General features: G+C 63.4%; 8 protein-coding genes. 5 read left to right on the plus strand and 3 right to left on the minus strand.

Translation table 11 applies throughout. The annotated features are described in order from the left end of the window. Positions 1–111: 111 nt before the first annotated feature. A complete protein-coding gene (locus tag J2Y39_RS04445; protein ID WP_310215343.1) occupies positions 112–1,938 on the minus strand; it encodes a glycoside hydrolase family 15 protein in 1,827 nt (608 codons plus the stop codon). Further along, positions 1,931–2,731, minus strand: coding sequence for a glucose 1-dehydrogenase (locus J2Y39_RS04450; RefSeq protein ID WP_310215345.1), 801 nt, complete (start codon positions 2,729–2,731; stop codon positions 1,931–1,933). Before J2Y39_RS04450 ends, J2Y39_RS04445 begins: the two co-directional genes overlap by 8 nt. A 234-nt stretch (positions 2,732–2,965) precedes the next feature. Here J2Y39_RS04450 and J2Y39_RS04455 point away from each other — a divergent pair, with 234 nt between their 5' ends. Next, complete coding sequence (locus J2Y39_RS04455) at positions 2,966–4,138, plus strand: MFS transporter (protein ID WP_310215348.1); 1,173 nt, start codon at positions 2,966–2,968, stop codon at positions 4,136–4,138. A gap of 111 nt (positions 4,139–4,249) precedes the next feature. Here the strand turns inward: J2Y39_RS04455 and J2Y39_RS04460 are convergent, their stop codons facing one another. Beyond that, complete coding sequence (locus tag J2Y39_RS04460) at positions 4,250–5,383, minus strand: cupin-like domain-containing protein (RefSeq protein ID WP_310215350.1); 1,134 nt, start codon at positions 5,381–5,383, stop codon at positions 4,250–4,252. A 136-nt stretch (positions 5,384–5,519) separates the two neighbouring features. Here J2Y39_RS04460 and J2Y39_RS04465 point away from each other — a divergent pair, with 136 nt between their 5' ends. The 4 genes from J2Y39_RS04465 to J2Y39_RS04480 all read left to right on the plus strand — a co-directional run bounded on the left by J2Y39_RS04465 (position 5,520) and on the right by J2Y39_RS04480 (position 18,688). After that, positions 5,520–6,260: an alpha/beta fold hydrolase gene (locus J2Y39_RS04465; RefSeq protein WP_310215353.1), complete on the plus strand. Its 741-nt coding sequence runs from the start codon at positions 5,520–5,522 to the stop codon at positions 6,258–6,260. A gap of 35 nt (positions 6,261–6,295) precedes the next feature. Continuing rightward, positions 6,296–7,279 carry a TauD/TfdA family dioxygenase gene (locus J2Y39_RS04470; protein ID WP_024012352.1) on the plus strand — a complete coding sequence of 328 codons (984 nt, stop codon included), beginning with the start codon at positions 6,296–6,298 and terminating at the stop codon, positions 7,277–7,279. Positions 7,280–7,466: 187 nt separating this feature from the next. Beyond that, positions 7,467–10,868, plus strand: a complete 3,402-nt coding sequence (locus J2Y39_RS04475; RefSeq protein ID WP_310215356.1) for an amino acid adenylation domain-containing protein — start codon at positions 7,467–7,469, stop codon at positions 10,866–10,868. Beyond that, positions 10,865–18,688, plus strand: coding sequence for a non-ribosomal peptide synthetase (locus tag J2Y39_RS04480; protein ID WP_310215359.1), 7,824 nt, complete (start codon positions 10,865–10,867; stop codon positions 18,686–18,688). Before J2Y39_RS04475 ends, J2Y39_RS04480 begins: the two co-directional genes overlap by 4 nt. Positions 18,689–18,701 lie beyond the last annotated feature (13 nt).

An 18,701-nucleotide genomic window follows, 5' to 3' on the forward strand; every position in this document is an offset into this window, starting at 1 on the left:
TTCACCATGAATATGGGCCTGAGCCAGTTGTCTGGCATGCAGGCCCGTTGTGGAAACATACCTGTCGATCAGAGATCGGTCTGACAAGCGCTGGCGAAAAAGCGCTCAACGCTACGGCTGCCAGGAACTCTTCTCGCCACTCAGCTTGCGATCAAGAAAACTCGCCGCACTGATCAACGCCAGATGCGTCAGCGCTTGCGGCGTGTTGCCCAGGTGCCGCCCATGGCTGTCGAACTCTTCGGCGTACAGCCCAAGCGGATTGGCATATCGCAACAATTGCTCGAACTCCAGGTGGGCTTTTTCCACCTGGCCGGCGCGGGCCAGGCATTCGACGTACCAGAACGAACACGCGGCGAACGCGCCTTCAGTGCCACTGAGGCCATCGATGTTGGCGTCCTCGTTGCGATAGCGATATACCATGCCGTCACGCACCAGGGTTTTTTCGATTGCTTCCAGAGTCGACAGCCAGCGCGGATCCTTGGCGCTGACGAAGCGCACCAGCGGCATCAGCAGCATCGAGCCATCCAGTGCGGTGCCGCCCTTGTACTGAACGAAATGCCCGCGTTCTTCGTCCCAGAAGTTTTCCCAGATGTCGGTGTAGATCGCTTGCCGGGTGTCATCCCAACGGGCGAACGGCGCCGGTAGCGAACGCTTGGAAGCCAGACGGATCGCCCGGTCCAGCGCCACCCAGCACATCAGCCGCGAGTGCAGGAAATGATGGGTCTCACCGCGCATTTCCCAAATGCCGACATCTTCGCTCTGCCAGTTTTCGCAGACCTGATCGACCACTTCGCCGACATGCCGCCAGCCTTCGTGGGAGATCGCATCACCGTACTTGTTGACCAGATACACCGCGTCCATCAGCTCGCCGAAGATATCCAGCTGGATTTGGTCATAAGCGCCGTTACCGATGCGCACCGGTTGCGCGCCGCCGTGGCCGGCCAGATGCGTCAGCTCGGTTTCCGGCAATTCCTGCTGGCCATCGATGGCATAGAGGATGTTGAGTTTCATCGGTTTGCCACAGCAATCGCTCACCCGTCCGCGCAGCCATTGCATGTAGTGGTTGGCTTCATCGACAAAGCCCAGGCGCATGAACGCGTAAACGGTGAACGAGGCATCTCGGATCCACGTGTAGCGGTAATCCCAATTGCGCTCGCCGCCGGGGGTTTCCGGCAGGCCGAAGGTGGCGGCGGCGAGGATCGCACCGTGGCGACGCGAGGTCAGCAGTTTCAGGGCGAGGGCGGAGCGATTGACGATTTCCCGCCAGCGCCCGCGATAGTTGGATTGGCCGATCCAGCCGCGCCAGTATTTGAGGGTGCGCTCCATGCACAACTCGCCGGCGCCTTTGGCAAAACGCGGATCGTCGCTGCCGCCGAGCATGAACGCGGCGGTTTCATTGTGCTTGAGGGTGAACTGCGCGACGGCCGCTTGTGCATCGATTTGCAGTGCCTGATCTGAAGCCAGGCGTATCGACGGCTGGCCAGCGGCGTGGAACGTTACGTCCTTTGCGTCCATCTCTGCCCGGGTGTCGGCGCGACCATAGTCGTGGCGCACCGCGCAACGCAGGTTGAACGTTGCCGAACCGCTGACCACGCGCACCCGGCGCATCAGCAGCGGCAGGGCGTCGACATCGTCCCCGATGGGCAACAGATCGGTGATTTCCACCACTGCGTGTTCGCTCAGCCAACGGGTCTGCAAGACATTGGTGTCGGGCAGATAAATCTGTTCCCGGCGCGCATCCGGCAAGTCCGGCGCGAGCTGGAAAATCCCTGCTTCAGGGGTATCGAGCAGCGAGCAGAAGATCGTCGGGCTATCGAACTCCGGCCAGCAGAAAAAATCCACGCTGCCCTTGTCGTTGACCAGTGCGGCGCTGCGCATGTCGCCGATGATGCCGTGGGCACCGATGGGACTTTGTTGTTCCATTTCAGGCTCAGCCATTGCCGCGAAACTCCGGATAGAGGCTCATCCCGCCATCGATGAACAGGGTGGTGCCGACGATGTAATCGGACAGATCGGAAGCGAGGAAAACCACTGCGTTGGCAACGTCCTCGACATCGCCAATGCGTCCGTAGGGAATCAGCTCAAGAAGTTTTTCGCCGGCCGCGCCTTCAGTGGCTTCTGTGTTGATGGCCGTGCTGATCGCACCGGGCGCGATGCTGTTGATACGGATGCGCTGGTGGCTGACTTCCTGAGCGAGGCTCTGCATCAACTGATCGACGCCGCCCTTGGACGCCGCGTAATTGACATGCCCGGCCCATGGAATGCGCTGGTGCACCGAACTCATGTGAATGATCTTGCCCGCCGCGCGCGACACGCCCTCGCGCACGCCCTGACGCTGAAAAATCCGCAACGCCTCCCGCGCGCAGAGGAACTGCCCGGTGAGGTTGACGCCGATCACCGTGTTCCAGTCGTCGAGGGTCATGTCCACGGCGGCAGCGTCTTTTTGCAGACCGGAGTTGGCCACCAGAATGTCCAGCGAGCCGAAGGCTTCGACGGTCTCGGCGAACAGCCGCTCGACCTCGTCCTCTTTCGAAACATCGGCGCCGATAGCGAGGGCCTTGCCGCCCTTGGCGTTGATTTGCGCGGCCAGTTCTTCCGCAGGTTCAGCGCTGCTGTTGTAGTTGATCACGACCGCAGCACCGGCCGCAGCGAGTGCTTTGGCGGCGGCATGGCCGATGCCGGAGCTGGCACCCGTGACCAGCGCCACCTGATGAGCGAGGGAAATCTGCATGACGATTCGCGCCTTGGTTCCAGAGACTTAAGTAGCTGACTGATGGCAGACGCTGAGAGTTCATTTGCTGGATGCGGTGATTGCGCCGGCCCCTTCGCGAGCAGGCTCGCTCCCACCGGGGGACGGCATTTCGAATGTGCGAGCGAAGGGGCCTTCACAGACCGCTAACAATTGCGCGCTTCCACGGCATTCAAGGCTATGGCAACTTGGCCGCCCCTGATGAGGCTGCAATCGATGGCAAATCCCTACCGCGAATTGTTCACCGCCCCCGGCGCCCGTGCGTTTGTGCTGGCCGGGATGCTGGCGCGCATGCCCATTTCCATGACCGGCATCGGCCTCATCACCATGCTTGCGCAGTTGAACGGCGGTTATGCGCTGGCGGGGGCGGTGGCGGCGACGTTTGCCTTGGCCACGGCGTTTTGCGCGCCGCAGGTATCGCGGTTGGTGGACCGTTATGGTCAGGGGCGGGTGCTGCCGATCGCAGCGCTGACCGGTGGCGGCGGGTTATTGAGTTTGCTGCTGTGCACGCGTTTGCAGGCGCCGGACTGGACTTTGTTCGTCTTTGCCGCGCTGGCCGGGTGCATGCCGAGCATGTCGGCGATGGTGCGGGCGCGCTGGACTGAAATCTACCGTGGCCAGCCGCAATTGCAGACGGCGTATGCCCTGGAGTCGGTGCTCGACGAAGTGTGTTTTATCGTCGGGCCGCCGCTGTCGGTGGGCTTGTCGGTCGCGGTGTTTCCCGAGGCCGGGCCGCTGGCGGCGCTGTTGGCCTTGGCCATTGGCGTGACGGCGTTTGTCGCCCAGCGCAGCACCGAGCCGCCCGTGCACGCGCAGGAGTCGCAGCATCAGGGCTCGATCATTCGCTCGACTGACGTGCAATGGCTGCTGGCGTTGATGCTGGCGATGGGCGTGATCGTCGGGGTCATCGATGTGGTCAGCGTCGCCTTCGCTCAACATCAGGGGCAGCCGGCAGCGGCGAGTATTGTTTTGTCGGTGTACGCGATCGGCTCATGCCTGGCCGGCATCGCCTTCGGTGCGATGCGTTCGAAACTGCCGCTGCCGCGCCTGTTTCTCTACGGCGGTGTGGCGACGGCAGTGACCACGCTGCCGCTGTTATTGGCGAGCAATATTCTCGGCTTGTCGATCGCGGTATTTATCGCCGGGCTGTTCTTCTCACCGACGCTGATCGTCGCGATGGCGTTGATCGAACGCATCGTGCCACCGGCCAAACTGACTGAAGGCCTGACCTGGCTGGTGACCGGGCTGAGCATCGGCGTGGCGATCGGCGCCGCCGGTTCCGGCACGCTGGTGGATGCGTTTGGCGCGCGCAGCGGCTTCTGGCTGGCGATTGCGGCGGGGGCGGTGGTGCTGGTTTCAGCGTTTCAAAGTTTCCGTCACTTGAAATGAAATTCCACTGTGGGAGCGAGCCTGCTCGCGAAGGCGGTGTGTCAGTAAATATCTTCATACCTGATACAACGCCTTCGCGAGCTGGCTCGCTCCCACAGTTATTTTGCGGTGTTACCAGCCGCGTCCTGAGTTGATCCAGAAGTTGACTGACAGCGACGTCGACACCGACTCCACCTGATGGAACCAGCCCTCGGGCAGGAACAGCAGATCCCCAGCCTCCAGCGTTACCCGCAAAAACGTCACCTCCCGCGCTGCCGGGAAGCGCTCATAGTCCGGCGCATCGGGGTTGAAATCGCAGCCATCCAGACCACCCTTGGGCGCGGTCGACCAGGTGCCCAGCGCTTCGCGGTGATGCGGCGCGGCAAGGGTGAATTTCTTCTGCCCCCAGACCTGCGCGAAGAGGTTGTCGGTGTCATCGCGGTGCAACGGCGTCAGCGTGCCCTTGGGGCCGATCCAGATCCGTGGCGGGATGAACAGCGACGTGTCGAAGTAGGGCGGGTACTGGATCTGCTGCAACAACTGCGCTGGCAGGATGTTGTTGCCCATGTACGCCGGCGGCTCGCCGTCCGCGCCTTTGACTGCCGGGCTGTCCAGCGAGGCGATGAACTCGGCCATTGAGGTCGAGCGGAAATCACGCTCGGTGGAAAACGTCTTCTTCACATAATCGCCATGGCGGGTGATGCCCTGCAGTTCAGCGAAATGCACCAGCGACTCCTCGCGGCTCAGGCTGAACAATGGCCAGTCGTGCAGGGCATTGCTGATCACCAACGGAATGCCGTTGGGCAGATACCGGGTTTCGAATTCGTGCCGGCTCAACTCGGCGCGTGTGCGACGTTCGACGCTGGTCTGCCGAGGCAGCGCGGCAGTGAGCTTTTCGCTGAAGCGTGGCGGCGTCGGGTAGCGCTTATTCATGTCGACCTTTGCCACCGTGCCGCCACCCTGGCGGGCGTGGTCGATAATTTGCGGCAACATCGTCGCCAGGCCCATGTTGCCACCGATCTTCAGGCGACCGCTGGCGAACAGTTCCTCGACGTTGACCACGCCGGCCATGATCCCGAGAAAGTCTTTTTGCGCGACTTCGATGGTCACGTCCGGACGCGGGTGGCGCCCGACTTCCGTGCGCTGGCTGGTCTTGATGTCGTACCAGTACGCCTGTTGCGCACTGAAGATGAACTGGAAAACCCCCTCGATGCCGACCGCGCCGGCGTTGGCGAACAACTTGCCCAGAATGCTCTGCAGGTCCACGGTGATTCCCTCGCGATTGTTGTTTTTTTCCTGAACAGGCAACGAGCGGCTGGCGGCGGAATTTAGCGGCCGGGCGACTAATTTGTCCGGCCAGTGATCCGTCTTTCTTGCAGACACATTTTTCAAGGAAAGCGCGGTGACCAAGCTGACATTGCTGTGCCTGCCCTATTCGGGCGCCAGCGCCATGGTTTACAGCCGCTGGCGGCGTCAACTGCCGACGTGGCTGCAATTGCAACCGGTGGAACTGCCGGGACGTGGCACGCGGTTCGATGAACCGCTGCAAACCGACATGCGCGCACTGGCGCGGCAACTGGCGCGCGAGCACAAGCCGGGGCTGCAAGGCCCGTATGCGTTGTTCGGGCATAGCCTCGGTGCGTTGCTCGCCTGCGAACTGGCCCATGCCTTTCGCGAGTCGGGTGTGCCGGAGCCGCTGGCGCTGTTCGCCTCCGGCACCGCCGCACCGACCATGCGCAGCGACTACGACCGCGGCTTTGCCGAACCGCGCAGTGATGCAGAACTCATCGAACAGTTGCGCACTTTTCAGGGCACCAGCGAAGAAATCCTCGCCAATCAGGAATTGATGAGCCTGACCCTGCCGGTGCTGCGCGCCGATTTCATGATGTGCGGGCGCTTCACGCCTGCCGAGCGGCCCTTGCTCAATTGCCCGGTGCACGTGCTCGGTGGCAAGGAAGACCGCGCCACCACCGAACAACTGATCGGCTGGAGCAAGGAGACCCTGGGCAGCTTCTCGGTGGACATGATGACCGGCGGGCATTTCTTCATTCATGAACATGAAGCGCGGGTCATTCGCACGATCAAGACGCATCTGGAAGTGCATCACCGGCGCCATGCGCAGGCCGCGCAACCGGCGTTCTGAGACGCGACTCATCTATCATTTTCAGGAGGCCAGTCATGGCTGTTGCTCTGGGATTTTCCGTGCGGCCGCTGCTGCCGCAGCGCGGGCGCTTGCCGCTGCTGGTCGAGGCGGGCGATGCCGACACCGATCTGTTGGCGGTATTCGATGAATTGAAGGCGTTGGTCGACGAGCACCTGCTGCGCGACGGTGGCGTGCTGTTTCGCGGCTTCCGCCTCGACGGCGCCGAGCAGTTTCGCCAGTTTGCCGCAAGTTTCGGCCATCCATTGCTCAACTACGAGTTCGGCTCGACGCCGCGTACCAACGTCACCCAAGGCGTGTACACCTCCACCGAATACCCGGCGCACCAGAGCATTCCGCTGCACAACGAACAGGCCTATTCCCGCGACTGGCCGATGAAGATCTGGTTCTACAGCATGATCGCTGCCAGGTCCGGCGGTGAGACGCCGATTGCCGACAGCCGCGAAGTCTACCGGCGCATCCCCGTGGCGATCCGCGAGCGGTTCGTCAGCAAAGGCCTGATGTACGTGCGCAACTTCGGCAATGGCCTCGATGTGGCCTGGGAAGACGTGTTCAACACCGAAGACCGCGAAGTCGTCGAGGCCTACTGCAAGGCTCACGGCATAGTTTGCGAGTGGAAGGACGACGGTGAGCTGCGCACGCGGCAGACCTGTCAGGCGGTGGCGGTGCATCCGGTGACCGGCGACCACGTCTGGTTCAATCAGGCGCACCTGTTTCACATCTCCAACCTGCCAGCGGACGTGCGCGAAAGCTTGCTCGACATCGTCGACGAAGAAGACCTGCCACGTAATGTCTACTACGGCGACGGCTCGCCGATCGAAGACGAAGTGCTGGCGCAGATTCGCGCGGTGCTCGACGACTGTGCGATCAGTTTCCCCTGGCAGGAGGGCGATGTGCTGATGCTCGACAACATGCTCTCGGCTCACGCGCGCTCACCGTTCGAAGGGCCGCGCAAAGTCATCGTGGCCATGGCCGAGGGGCATTCGCAGGACGTGCGCTGACCTGTTCGCAACTCTTCAACTCAAATGCCGAATCCGGGCCTGTACCGGCTTCGGCATTTGTCTGTCTGGCCTTTGAACCGTCGGGCCGTGATTGCCGCTGGCGCGCTAAATCATCGCGCGGGCCATTCGTTCTTGTTGATACGACCGGGTCTCCAGGTCACGCCGCCGATCAGCAAGGACTCCACGCATGAATGCCGCAGACGCACAGAAACTAGCCCGCCGCTTTATCGAATTGCCCCAGGACAAACGCCGTCTGTTCCTCGCCGGCATGGCCCGCGAGGGCATCGATTTTGCGCAGTTGCCCATGACCGCCTGCGACGGCATCGCCGAGCGAGACGGCTTGTCTTACGCGCAACAGCGCATGTGGTTTCTCTGGCAACTGGAGCCGACCAGCGCCGCCTACAACCTGCCGATGGCGGTGCGTCTGGATGGTGAGTTGCAAGTCGAGGCACTGGAGCAGGCCTTCAGCCGTCTGGCGGCGCGCCACGAATGTTTGCGCACCACCTTCGGCCAGGACGGCGAGCGGGCCTTCCAGCGTGTGGCCGAACCTCAGCCTCTGAAACTACCCGTGACTGACCTGAGCGAGTTGCCCCAAGCCCGGCGCTGGCCGCTGGCGCAGCAGCACATGATGGCCGAGGCGACCCAGGCCTTCGACCTGCAGAACGGCCCGCTGCTGAGTCTGCGTCTGTTGCGCCTGGCCGAGCAGGAACATGTGCTGCTGCTGACCCTGCATCACATCATCGCCGACGGCTGGTCGATGAACATTCTGATCGACGAATTCATGCGCACTTACGACGCGTTGGTCGCCGGGCGTGATCCGACGCTGGCGCCGTTGAGCGTGCATTACCGCGACTACGCACTGTGGCAGCGCAGCTGGCTGGAGGCCGGTGAGCGCGAGCGGCAATTGGACTACTGGCGCACGCAACTGGGCGACGAACATCCAGTGCTGGAATTGCCCACCGATCGCGCCTATCCGGCGCAGTCCAGTCATCAGGGCGCACGCCTGGAAACGGTGATCGACGCACCCCTGCGCGAAGAGCTGAAAAACCTTGCCCAGCGTCAGGGCGTAACCTTGTTCGTGGTGTTGCTGGCAGCGTTCAAGACCCTGTTGCATCGCTACAGCGGCCAGACCGATATTCGTGTCGGCGGGCTGATCGCCAACCGCACCCGCAGTGAAACCGAAGGGTTGATCGGCTTCTTCGTCAACACGCAGATTCTGCGCAGCGTGGTCACCGCACAAACGCCCTTCACCGAGTTGCTGCAGAACCTGCGCCAGGCCGCCCTCGGCGCCCAGGCCCATCAGGATCTGCCGTTCGACGCCCTGATCGAAGCCCTGCAACCGGCGCGCAGCCAGAGCCACAATCCGCTGTTCCAAGTGATGTTCAACCACCAGCCGCTGGTCACCGATCTGCACCAGGCGCAACTGGCCTCGGGTTTGCGCGTGGGCTATTTGAGCGAGGAGCAACTGGCCGGCAGCGGCCGGCAACATGCGGCCACCAGTGACCTGATGCTCGACACTCGCGAGGAGGGCGAGCAATTGTTTGCTGCCTTCACTTACGCCAGGGATATTTTTGATGCTTCAACCATCGCCGCGCTGGCCGGGCATTGGCGCAACATTCTCCAGTCGGTGTGCCGCGACCCGCAGCAGTTGATCGGCGATGTGGCGATGCTTGCCGAAGACGAACGCCACGCCTTGATCCAGGCCACCGCACCAGCGCCTCGTTTCATTAGCGTGCAAAGCCTGTTCGAAGCGCAAGTCGCACGGACCGCGCAAGCGCCGGCGGTGCGGTTGGCCACAGCGCCTGCGCCGGCATTCAGCTACGACGAACTCAACAGCCGCAGCAATCGCTTGGCCCATCAGTTGCGCGCACAGGGTGTCGGCCCGGACGTGCTGGTCGGCGTCGCGCTGGGGCGTTCGCTGGAATTGGCGGTGGCGCTGCTGGCGGTGCTCAAGGCCGGTGGTGCCTATGTGCCGCTGGATCCGCAGACGCCGGCCGAACGCTTGCGCCATGTGCTCGCTGACAGTGGTTTGCAACTGTTGCTCGGCGACCAGCAAAGCCTCGCCAGCCTGCCGCCGCTCGACGGCATCGAATGCCTGTGTCTGGAGCAATTGCCCGCCAGCGAACAGAGCGACAATCTGCCGGTCACGGTCGAAGCCGACAACCTCGCTTACGTGATCTACACCTCTGGCTCCACCGGACGGCCGAAAGGGGTGGCGGTCAGTCATGGCGCGCTGAGCGAGTTCATTGCCCGCGCCATCGATTACAGCGATCTGCGCGAAGGCGACCGGGTTCTGCAATTTGCCACCAGCAGTTTCGACGGTTTCGTCGAGCAGTTTTTCCCGCCGCTGTGCCATGGCGCCAGCGTGGTCATGCGCGATGCGCCGTTGTGGGACAGCGCGACGCTGCATCAGGTGATCATCGATCAGGGCATCACCCTGGCCGATCTGCCAGCGGCTTATTGGTATTGGCTGGTGCAGGAATACGCGGCGAAACCGCCGGCAAGTTTCGGCGCGCTGCGGCAGATTCACGTCGGCGGTGAAGCCATGGCGGTGGACGGTTTGCGCTTGTGGCAACAGGCCGGGCTCGGCCATGTGCGCCTGCTCAACACCTACGGCCCGACCGAGGCCACGGTGGTCTCGACGATTCATGACTGCACTGCGCTGACCGCGCAGGACGTGTCGTGGCGCGGCATGCCGATCGGCAAGGGCTTGGCGGCGCGGCGCCTGTACGTGCTCGACGATGATCTGAACCTGCTGCCGCAAGGCGCGGTGGGCGAGTTGTACATCGGTGGACCGGGTCTGGCGCGCGGTTATCAACGCCAACCGAGCCTCAGCGCCGAGCGTTTCATTGCCGACCCGTTTGCCGACGGTCAGCGCCTGTATCGCACTGGCGACCGTGCGCGGCTGCGCGGCGATGGCGCGCTGGAATATGTCGGTCGGGTCGATCATCAAGTGAAGATTCGTGGCTTTCGCATCGAACTGGGCGAGATCGAATCGCGCCTGCAGCAATGTTCGGGCGTTCGCGAAGCAGTGGTGTTGGCGGTGCCGTTCGCCGGCGGTGCGCAACTGGTCGCCTACGTTGTGACAGAACCTGCGGTGCTCGCCAGCGCGGCGACGCAAGCGGCATTCCGTCAGCAGACCCGCGCCGCGCTGCAAGCCAGCCTGCCGGATTACATGGTGCCGGGGCATCTGCTGTTGCTGGCGAACCTGCCGCTGACACCGAGTGGCAAGCTCGACCGCAAGGCCTTGCCAGCGCCGGATCCTGCGCAGTTGCAGGGCGATTACCGCGCCCCGCAATCACCGGCTGAACAATGTCTGGCGCAGGTCTGGGCCGAGGTGCTGCACGTGCCGCGTGTGGGCCTGGATGATCACTTTTTTGAACTGGGTGGTCATTCGTTGTTGGCCGCGCAGGTGATTGCCCGGGTCAAGGAGCAGATGGGCGTGGTGCTGCCACTGCGCAGCCTGTTCGAAAAACCGCTGCTGGCGGATCTGGCCGAGGTGCTCGGGCAACTGGCCGAGGCGAGCGGCGACGACGACTGGTCCGACCTGGATCAGTTCATGAATGCTTTGCAAGGAGAAGAAGTATGAGCGGCACGATGGCGGAACGTATTGCAAAAAGGTTCGTCGGCTTGCCGCTGGAACAGCGTCGGCTGTTTCTCGCCAAACTGCGCGAGGAGGGCAAGGACTTCAGCCTGTTGCCGTTGCCGGTCAGCCGCCACGACTGCGGGCAGATTCCCCTGTCGTTCGCCCAGCAACGCCTGCTGTTCCTGTGGCAACTGGAACCGCACAGCGCCGCGTACAACATGGCCGCTGGCTTGCGTCTGAAAGGCCGGATGGATGAGTCGGCCCTGAGCCGCTCGTTCGATCATCTGCTGGCGCGCCATGAAGTATTGCGCACGGTGTTTCACACCGACGGCGATCAAGCGCATCAGGTGATTCTCGAGCAGCAGAAAATTGCCCTGGACCGCTTTGATCTGACCGACGTCGCCGCGCAAGAGCGCGAAGAACTGCTCGCGCAACACGTACAAGACGTCACCGCGCAACCGTTCGATCTGCGCCACGGCCCGTTGCTGCGCGCCAGCCTGTTTGCCTTGGCCGACGATGAATTCGTGCTGGTGGTGAGCATGCATCACATCGTCTCCGATGGCTGGTCGATGGACGTCATGGTCAAGGAATTCGTGCAGTGCTATCAGGCGTTCAGCTTGCAGCGCGAGCCGCAATTGCCGGCACTGCCGTTGCAATACGCCGACTATGCGATCTGGCAGCGGCGCTGGCTGGAAGCCGGCGAGGGCGAACGCCAGCTCAACTACTGGCGTCAGCAATTGGGCGACGAGCATCCGCTGCTGGAAGTGGCAGCGGACTTTGCCCGACCACCGACCCAGAGCTTCGCCGGGCAGACCCTGAGTTTCGATTTCGGTGCTGACCTTTCGCAGCAGCTCAATGCCTTCGCGCGCAGCCAGGGCATCAGCCTGTTCATGCTGGTGCTGGCCGGGTTCTCGCTGTTCCTTTCGCGTCTGGCCGGCGAGCGCGACATTCGTGTCGGCGTGCCGAATGCCAACCGTGGCCGCGCCGAAGTCGAAGGGCTGATCGGTTTCTTCGTTAACACTCAGGTCCTGCGCTGCCAGGTCGATGAGCGCGGCAGTTTCGCCGATTTGCTCGCGCAGGTGCGTGAAGCGGCGTTCGGCGCGCAGGCGCATCAGGAATTGCCGTTCGAGCAACTCGTCGACGAATTGGTCGCCGAACGCACCCTGGGCCACAACCCGCTGTTCCAGGCCAAATTCAACCAGAACGTCGGCATGCAGAAACAGCGCTCGATGGCCTTGCCCGGCCTGACCGTCAGCGAATACCCACTGGCCAAGGACGGCACGCACTTCGATCTGGCCCTGGACATTACCGACGACGGCGCACTGATCCACGGTCAGATGACCTATGCCAGCGATCTCTATCAGGCGGAAACGGTCGCCGGTTTTGTGCCGATGTTGCTGGATCTGTTTGCACAGTTGCTCGACTCGCCGCAGGCGCCACTGCACACCGTGGCCACGCGGCAGCCTGCTGCGCTTGCCATTCACCGCGAACCGGCGTTGACGGTGTTGCAACACTGGGCGCGTGAAGTGGCCCGGCAGCCGCAGGCGCTGGCCGCTCGGGATCTCAAGCAAACGGTGACTTTCCAGGCGCTGGATGAACAAGCCAACCGTCTCGCCCATTATTTGCGTGCGCAGGGCGTCAATGTCGGCGAACCGGTGGCCGTACTGCTGGAACGTTCGCTGGACTGGCTGACTTGCCTGCTGGCGATTCTCAAGGCTGGCGCGGTGTACATGCCGCTCGACGTCAAGGCGCCAAGCGCGCGCCTGAAGCAGATGCTCGGCGCTGCCCAGGCGCGGGCGCTGATCGGTGCTGAAGGCGACGCACGGCTCAGCGAACTGGCGGCTGAGGGCTGTCAGGGTCTGGAGTTTGCACCAGGGCAATGGCACTCGCTGCCGACGTCCGCGCCTGAGCTGACGCTCTATGCGCAGTCGCCGGCCTACGTGATTCACACCTCCGGTTCCACCGGGCAACCCAAGGGCGTGCTGGTCAGCCACGGCGCGCTGGGCAGTTATGTGCGCGGTGTACTCGAGCGTCTGGCGCCGGCGCCCGAGGCGAGCATGGCGCTGGTCTCGACCATCGCCGCCGACCTTGGCTTCACCGTGCTGTTCGGCGCGTTGTGCTCCGGTCGTTTGCTACATGTGCTGCCAGAAGAACTCGGCTTCGACCCGGATCGTTTTGCCGAATACATGGCCCGCCATCGCGTTGGCATGTTGAAAATCGTCCCCGGGCATCTCGCCGCGCTGTTGCAGGCGGCCAAGCCTGCCGATGTGCTGCCGGAACACGCACTGATCGTCGGCGGCGAAGCCTGTTCGCCGGCGCTGGTCGAGCGTGTGCAGCAACTTAAGCCGGGCTGCCGCCTGATCAACCACTACGGGCCGAGTGAAACCACCGTGGGCGTGCTGACCCATGAGGTCGAAGTGCTTGCCGCGCAAGCACGCAGTGTTCCGGTCGGCACGGCGTTGGCCGGTGCCCATGTCTATGTGCTCGACGATGTGCTCAACCCGGTGGCCGATCAGGTTGCCGGTGAGTTGTACATCGGCGGCGACAGCGTTGCCCTTGGCTACCTGAATCAGCCAGCGCTGACCGCAGAACGCTTCCTGCCCGACCCGTTCGGCGCAGCGGGCGCGCGGGTCTACCGCAGCGGCGACCGGGTCCGGCGCAATCGCGAGCAGGCGCTTGAGTTCATCGGTCGTGCCGACGATCAGGTCAAAGTTCGCGGCTACCGTGTGGAGCCTGCGGAAGTCGCGCGGGTGTTGCTCAGCCTCGATGACGTCAGCGAAGCCGCCGTGCTCGCGCTGCCACTGGATGACGATCCGGCGCGCCTGCAACTGCTGGCGTGGTGCGTGCCGGCAGTGGGCGCGAAGGTGCAGGCGCAGGATCTGCGCGAGCAATTGCAGGCGCGGCTGCCGGATTACCTGGTGCCGGCGCAGTTGCTGTTGCTGGAAAAGCTGCCGCTGACTGCCAACGGCAAGCTCGACAAGCGTGCCTTGCCAGTGCCCGGCGTGGTCAGCCAGCAGTTCGTCGCGCCGGTCGGTGAGATCGAAGAGAAACTGGCCGCGATCTGGGCCGAGGTGCTCAAGCTCGAAAGGGTCGGCAGCAGCGATAACTTCTTCGAACTGGGTGGCGACTCGATCCTCAGCTTGCAGATCATCGCCAGGGCCAAGCGCCAGGGCATCAAGCTCAGCCCTAAGCAATTGTTCGAAAAACAGACCATCGGCCAATTGGCTGCCGTGGCCAGACTGATCGAAGCCAAACCGGCTGCCGTCGCCGCACCTGTGGCACGCGGGCCGTTGCCGTTGCTGCCGATTCAGGTGCGTTTTTTCGAGACCCCGATCGCCCAGCGCCAGCACTGGAACCAGTCGGTAATGCTGCAACCGACCCTGGCGCTGGACGCCGTGCATTTGCGCAAGGCGCTGGCGACGTTGGTCGAACAGCACGAAGCGCTGGCCTTGAGCTTTGTGCAGTCGGGCGATCACTGGCAGGCACTGCCGCAGCCGCAGGGTGATGCCGAATTGCTCTGGGTACGCGAGCTGGACAGCCTCGATACCTTGCCGGCCGTGGCCGACGCAGCGCAGCGCAGCCTGGATTTGCAACGCGGGCACTTGCTGCGCGCGGTGCTGGTCAACCTGCCGAACGCCGAGCAGCGCTTGTTGCTGGTGATTCATCACCTGGTGGTCGACGGCGTGTCGTGGCGCATTCTGCTGGAGGACTTGCAGCAGGCTTACCACGCATGGGCGGCGGGGACGGCGCCGGTGTTGCCAGGCCAGAGCAGTTCGCTGCACAACTGGGCCGAGCAGTTGCATCGTTATGCGCAGAGTGAAGCGCTTGCCGGCGAACGCGATTATTGGCGCCAGACCCTGGCGGCGGAAGACGCGGCACTACCACAAGATTTCGCCGTGGACAGCCAGACCCGCACCCAGGCCGCCCGCGCCAGTACGCGCCTGAGCCAGACATTGACCGACAAGCTGCTGAAAGTCGCCCCGGCGGCTTATCGCACGCAGATCAACGATATGTTGCTGACGGCTTTGGCGCGGGTGCTGTGTGACTGGAGCGAGCAGCCTTCGGTGTTGATCCAGCTCGAAGGCCATGGTCGTGAAGACCTGTTCGAAGACATCGACCTGAGCCGCACGGTCGGCTGGTTCAGCAGCCTGTTCCCGGTGCGCCTGACCCCGCAGGCCAATCCCGCTGCGTCGCTGTGCGCGATCAAGGAGCAACTGCGCGCCGTGCCTGGCAAAGGCATCGGTTATGGCGTGCTGCGTTACCTCACGCGTGCTGCCGAGTTGCAGACGCTGGCGCAACCACGGGTAACCTTCAATTATCTCGGCCAGTTCGACGGCGCGTTCAGCGCTGAGCAGGGCGCGTTGTTCCTGCCAAGCGCTGACAGCACCGGCGCCAATCAGGATGGGCAAGCGCCGCTGGGCAATTGGCTGAGCGTCGACGGACAGGTTCTCGGCGGTGAGCTGGAACTGACCTGGACCTTCGGCACCGGCATGTACCGCGCCGAGACCATCGAGGCGTTGGCCGAGGCCTATCGCCGCGAACTGCAACGCCTGATCGAACATTGCTGCGACAGCGCGGCCGGTGGCGTGACACCCTCGGATTTCAACCTCGCCAACCTGACCCAGGCGCAGCTGTCGGCGCTGCCGATGGCGCCGCGTGACATCGTCGATCTGTACCCGCTGTCGCCGATGCAGCAAGGCATTCTGTTCCACAGCCGCAACGAGCCGGACAGCCCGGCCTACACCAATCAGCTGCGCGTGGATGTCGAGCAGCTCGACGCCGAGCGCTTCCGCCAGGCCTGGCAGCAGACTGTTGATGCTCACGATATTCTGCGTACGGCGTTCGTCTGGCCGCAGGATGCCGCCGCGCCGGTGCAGGTGGTACGCAGCCGTGTGCAGATGCCGTGGCAGGTGCAGGACTGGCGCGGTCGCGCCGGCCTTGATTCAGCACTTGATCATCTCGCCACTGAAGACCTGCACAACGGTTTCGATCTGCTCGACGCACCGCTGTTGCGCGTGACGTTGGTGCGCATCGCTGAACACACTCATCACCTGATCTACACCTGCCATCACATCCTCATGGACGGCTGGAGCACTTCGCAGTTGTTCGGCGAAGTGCTGCAACGTTACGCCGGCATCGTGCCGAGCACAGGGCAGGGGCGTTATCGCGATTACATCGAATGGCTCGGCCAGCGCGATCCGCAAGCCAGTCGGCAGTTCTGGAGCACGGCGCTGGCGGATCTCGAAGAGCCGACGCGACTGGCCAGTGCCATGCCGGTCAGGCACGCGGCGAGCGGCTATGCCGATCACCAGCATGTGTTCAGCGAACCGCTGACCGCAGAACTGAACCGCTTCGCCCGCGAGCAGAAAGTCACGCTCAACACGCTGGTACAAGCGGCGTGGCTGCTGCTGTTGCAGCGCTACACCGGCCAGGATCACGTGGCGTTCGGCGCGACTGTCGCCGGGCGGCCGACGGATTTGCCGGGTGTCGAGCAGCAGATCGGCCTGTTCATCAACACCTTGCCGGTGGTAGCGGCGCCATCGCCGGAGATCGGCGTCAGCCAATGGCTGCAACAGGTGCAAGACCTCAACCTGGCCTTGCGCGAGCACGAACACACGCCGCTGTATGACATTCAGCGCTGGGCCGGGGCGGGTGCCGGCGCGTTGTTCGACAGCATTCTGGTGTTCGAAAACTACCCGATGGCCGAGGCCTTGGCTCAGGGTCCGCAGACCGGCCTGAAATTCTCGGCGATCCGCCGTCAGGAGCAGACCAATTATCCGCTGACCCTGGTGGCGATCACCGGCCGTGAGCTGAGTCTGGGCGTGAGTTACGATCAGGCCAGTTTCGAAGCTCAAGCGATCAATGCGTTGAGTGCGCAGTTGCAAGGCCTGCTCGAGCAGTTCCTCGCCGACGCCGCGCAGCCGCTGGGCGCGCTGCAACTGCTCGCCGAGCCACAACGGCAACAAGCGATCGAGTGGGGCAAGGCGCCGGTTACCACGCCGGATCAATGCACGGTGCTGGCGCACATCGCCGCGCAGGTGCAGCGACAGCCACAGGCGAACGCGGTGCTGTTCGCTGAGCAATCCATCGCTTACCAAAACCTCGATGCCCGGGCCAATCGTCTGGCGCACAAGCTGCAAGGCATGGGCGTCGGGCCGGAAGTGCGCGTCGGCGTGTGCATGCGCCGCACGCCGCAGATGCTGGTCGGCTTGCTGGCGATCCTCAAGGCCGGTGGCGCCTATGTGCCGTTGGACCCGGATTACCCGCAGGAACGCTTGCTGCACATGCTCGACGACAGCCACGCGGCGGTGCTGCTCACTGAGCCAGCGGCATTGGCGATGCTGCCTGAAACCTTGAGCGCACAGGTGCTGCTGGTGGACGAGAGCGTCGCCAGCGAATGCCCGGATGCTGCGCCACTGGTTAATCTCGCGGCAGACAATCTGGCGTACGTGATCTACACCTCCGGCTCCACCGGCAAGCCGAAAGGCGTAGCCATCAGCCACGGCAATCTGTCGGCGCTGATTCAGTGGTCAGCGGGTGTCTATCGCGAAGAACAATTGCGCGGTGTGCTGGCCTCGACCTCGATCTGCTTCGATCTGTCGGTGTGGGAAATCTTCGTCACGCTGGCCTGCGGAGGCTGTCTGGTATTGGCGGACAACGCCCTGGCGCTGGCGGATTTGCCGGCGCGCGAGCAGGTCACCCTGATCAACACTGTGCCGTCGGCGATTGCCGCGTTGCAACGGGCCGGGCAGATCCCGACTTCGGTCGGCACCATCAATCTGGCCGGCGAGCCGCTCAAGCAGAGTCTGGTCGACAGCCTCTACGCCAGCACTCAGGTGCAGCAGGTCTACGACCTCTACGGGCCGTCGGAGGACACCACTTATTCAACCTTCACCCTGCGCACGCCGCAGGGCCGGGCGAACATTGGCCGGCCACTGGACAACACCGTGGCCTACCTGCTCGACAGTCAGTTGCAGGCGCTGCCCGAGGGCGTGGCGGCCGAGCTGTATCTGGCGGGTGCCGGGGTGACGCGCGGCTATCTGCGTCGTGCCGCGCTGACCGCCGAACGCTTTGTGCCGAATCCTTACGCGAGCAATGGCGAGCGCCTGTACCGCACCGGCGATCTGGTGCGCCAGGGCGATGAGGGCAACATCGAGTACATCGGTCGCGCCGACCATCAGGTGAAGATTCGCGGTTTCCGCATCGAACTCAGCGAGATCGAAGCGCGTCTGCTGGAACTCGACGATATCGGCGAAGCGGTGGTACTGGCGCAGGACGGCGCCGCTGGCAAACACCTGCATGCCTACCTCGTCGCCGCGCCGGACAGCGAGCGGTCGACGCTGGCCGAGCGGGTACGCAATGCCTTGGCCAGTCGCTTGCCGGCGCACATGGTCCCGGGGCATCTGCACCTGATCGACGCGATCCCGCTGACGCCCAACGGCAAGCTCGATCGCAAGGCGCTGATGTCGTTGGGCGAGAGCCCGACGCAGGAGCAATACCATGCACCGCAAAGCGATCTGCAATGGGAGGTCGCGACGATCTGGCAGGAGGTGCTGGAAGTCGAGCGGGTCGGGCTGGCGGACAACTTCTTCCAGCTCGGCGGCCATTCGTTGCTGGCGACATTGGTGGTGACCCGGGTGCAGGAGCGCCTCGGCGACAAGGTGCCGCTCAAGGCGCTGTTCGAAACCGACACCCTCAAGGATTTCTGCGCGCGGATTGAAGCGCTGCGCGTCGAAATGTCGCCCGTTCAGGATGAATTGGCTAAATCACTGGAGGCCCTCAAACGTCTATCCCTCGATGATCTGGAAAAACTGATTTCTTGAGAGGGAAAAACGC

The sequence above is a fragment of the Pseudomonas sp. 2957 genome, from assembly GCF_031456345.1.
Lineage (GTDB): Bacteria > Pseudomonadota > Gammaproteobacteria > Pseudomonadales > Pseudomonadaceae > Aquipseudomonas > Aquipseudomonas siliginis.

Excerpts from the sequence above, each read along its gene's own strand:
- J2Y39_RS04445 (WP_310215343.1), bottom strand. The coding sequence starts at position 1,938 with ATGGCTGAGCCTGAAATGGAACAACAAAGTCCCATCGGTGCCCACGGC.
- J2Y39_RS04450 (WP_310215345.1), bottom strand. The coding sequence starts at position 2,731 with ATGCAGATTTCCCTCGCTCATCAGGTGGCGCTGGTCACGGGTGCCAGC.
- J2Y39_RS04455 (WP_310215348.1), top strand. The coding sequence starts at position 2,966 with ATGGCAAATCCCTACCGCGAATTGTTCACCGCCCCCGGCGCCCGTGCG.
- J2Y39_RS04470 (WP_024012352.1), top strand. The coding sequence starts at position 6,296 with ATGGCTGTTGCTCTGGGATTTTCCGTGCGGCCGCTGCTGCCGCAGCGC.
- J2Y39_RS04475 (WP_310215356.1), top strand. The coding sequence starts at position 7,467 with ATGAATGCCGCAGACGCACAGAAACTAGCCCGCCGCTTTATCGAATTG.
- J2Y39_RS04480 (WP_310215359.1), top strand. The coding sequence starts at position 10,865 with ATGAGCGGCACGATGGCGGAACGTATTGCAAAAAGGTTCGTCGGCTTG.